The sequence below is a fragment of the Methylobacterium sp. GC_Met_2 genome (assembly GCF_026540795.1).
Taxonomy (GTDB): Bacteria; Pseudomonadota; Alphaproteobacteria; order Rhizobiales; family Beijerinckiaceae; genus Methylobacterium.
Genome location: NZ_JALNUM010000232.1, coordinates 1 through 2,662 on the forward strand (window position 1 = coordinate 1; position 2,662 = coordinate 2,662).

The following is a 2,662-nucleotide window of genomic DNA, read 5'->3' on the forward strand; positions in this document are numbered from 1 at the left end:
TCGCCACGAGCTGCCCACGCGGGGCGCCTGGGTTCGTGCCAGAGACCGAACCCGTCGCCGTCGGCGCGGCTAGCAGGTCGGCCTCGCTCGGGCGCTGCGGCGGAAGCGGCACGTTGCGCTGGCTGGAGGGGTCCGCTGAGCCCCCGAACGGGTTGGCACCGCCACCCATACCGGCGCGGTCATACAACAGCGCGTCGGGTGAGCCCGGCTGCTGCCCGCCGCCCGGAGCCCGCATACCCATCTGCTCCTCAAGCCGACGGGTGTCCGCCTCGGTCATCGCGACCTGCGAGCCGCCACGATCGGGGATCGCGCCCGTCGTCTGCGGGTCGACCTGACCGAGAAGGCTGCTCGGCGCTGTCGGCGGGGCGTTGGCCGGCTGCCCCTGCCCCTGCAAAGCCTGCATCACGGCGGCCTGCTGATCCGGGCTCAAATCGGTGAATGCGGGGAGAGCCCCGAAGCTGAGACCAGCGCTCACGGGCGAACCTTTCGGACGGGAGGGGAGGTGCGGGCGGTCATGCCGACCCCGCGGAGGAGATCGCGGCCCCGAGGCACGCGAGGTGCCCTCCGGCCTGCTGCTGAAGCTGCTCGAACGCGGTGATCAGGCCGACGAGATCCCCCACCGTGCCGCTGCCGTTCTCCAAGATGGTCGCGGCCTGGCCGCTGACCGCCTGCAGGGCCCGGAAGGCATGGGCGGCCTCGGCCTGGCAGGCACCGATGCGAACCTGCAGGTGCGTCAGCGGCTCGCCCTCGGTCGAGATGGCGTCCGGCTCGAACTCGGGCACGTCGAGGTGATCCATCAGGCGCTCCTCAAGCCGCCGCGCGGCGCTTGCCGCCGGCACAGGGGTCTTGGGCCGCTCGCGCCGGATCGGCTCGGGCTCCTGCGGGATCATCGACTGCATGGCGTGCGCGAGCAGGCCGGCCGGAGCACCGCCAGAGCGACTATCAGCGGGAGCCAGAAGCCCCATGATCGCCTCGCCCAGACCGTTCGCGGTCTCACCAGCATGCGAGCCGGGGACGCCGCGGATCACTATCGTCAACCGGGGCTCAGCGCCATCGGCAGGAGGTGCAGCGGGTGCCGAAGATCCGCCGCCGCCCTTCTTGGCCGCGTCCTCCGTGGCCTTGGCGTAATCGACACCAAGGAGGTCGCCGAGACCGATCGGGCCGACGGCGCCGGGCTTGTGGTCCGCCACCTCCTGGGCGAGCAGGCCGATCTGGGTCCGCGGGTCGCCTTTGTAATTGTAGGCGTGGACCTTCTGCCCGTCGTGAAGCTCACCGACCTCGCGGACGTTCTCCTTCATCCGTTCGTCCGAACTGAACATGCCGCCGATGCCGCCCAGCAGCTTGCCGCCGATGGTCGCGTTGTTCGTGCCAGTGCCGAGGCCGAGGAGCGAGGTTCCCAGCCCGAGGATCGACTGCAGCGGGCTCACGCCACTGGTCTTAGTCTGCTGCGTGCCCTGCGAAACCGTCGTTCCACCTTGCGAACCAATCGCGAGCGGAAAGCTGGCGTACTGGCTGAGCGCCTGCCACGGGGTCTGCTGCTGCTCCTGGAAATACTGCTGTGCCGCGTCGAGGCTCTGTTGAGCCTGCTGCTGCTGGAGCCCGCCGACCTGCAGGAGGTTCGAGCCAGGGGCGTACCGCAGGGCATCCACGGAAGGCAGGAGACCCGCGGCCTGGTTCGCCGCGCTGGTGCCCTGTTGCCCGGCCCCAATGAAACCCTGAGCCTTCTGGACCCCCAAAGACGAGTTGAACTCGTCGCCGCCAAGCACCTGACCCAGCACTCCCGCCTGCTGCGCGGCCTGCGCCTGCCCGAGGCCGGCACCCGCAAGGCGCTGCTGGTTGTTCGTCGACTGCACGCCCGAGATGGCGTTGGTGATGCCGAGCCCGGCGCTCGATGCGGCCTGCCGCGCGGCGTCGATCTGGCTGTTGGCCGAGAGCTGCCTCTGAGCCTCCGTGTTGTACTGGTTGGCATACAGCGCAGTGTCGGTGTCGTTGATCGCCTTGGTGGTGGCGCCCGCGAAGTTGCCCGAGCCGTATCGCCCCGACTTCGCGTAGGCCTCCTTCACCGCGTTGGCGGCGTTCTGGTTCGAAGACTGGACGAGCGCCTGCACGTAAGGGTTCGTCGTCGGGTCGAGGTACTGACCCGAAGCCACGCCCGACAGGTTGGTCTCGGCCGACGACATCTGCTGCGATTTGTTGAACAGCCCCTGCAACTGCGGAACCGTCGTCAGATCCCGTGACCCCGACATGAAGGCGTTCGCAGTCTGGTTGATCGGGTTCGACGCCGAACCGATCTGATCCGCCAGTCCCGAGAGCCGAGAGGTATCGACGTTCGGGACGGCCGACAGCATGCCGAGGCCCTGCTGCGTGGTCGCGCTGATCCCGTTGGAGCCGAGCAAGCCCTGCAGGTAGCTCGTGCCAATGCCGCCCGCGTTGTCGGACGCCGCCTGATCACGGGTGCTCTGGATCCCGGCAGACTGGTCGTTGCTGAAATCCGCGACACGCTGGCCCCCGTAGATCTGCGAGCCGACGCCCGACTGATACAGGTTCTGCGCGTTGGTAAGCGCCGACTGCAGCCCCGGGATTGCAGGCGACCATGGGGTCTTGTCCGAGACCTGGGTCGAGTTCTGCGTGCTGGTCTGTCCGCCGCCCATGGCCGGCTCCT

Annotated in this window: 2 protein-coding genes; both read right to left on the reverse strand. The window is 68.9% G+C overall.

What is annotated here, in order from left to right:
• On the reverse strand, positions 1-475 hold a 475-nt coding region (locus OXS49_RS33085), incomplete at its 3' end, for a hypothetical protein (RefSeq protein WP_267428730.1).
• A 37-nt stretch (positions 476-512) separates the two neighbouring features.
• On the reverse strand, positions 513-2,662 hold a 2,150-nt coding region (locus tag OXS49_RS33090), incomplete at its 5' end, for a tail fiber domain-containing protein (protein WP_267428731.1).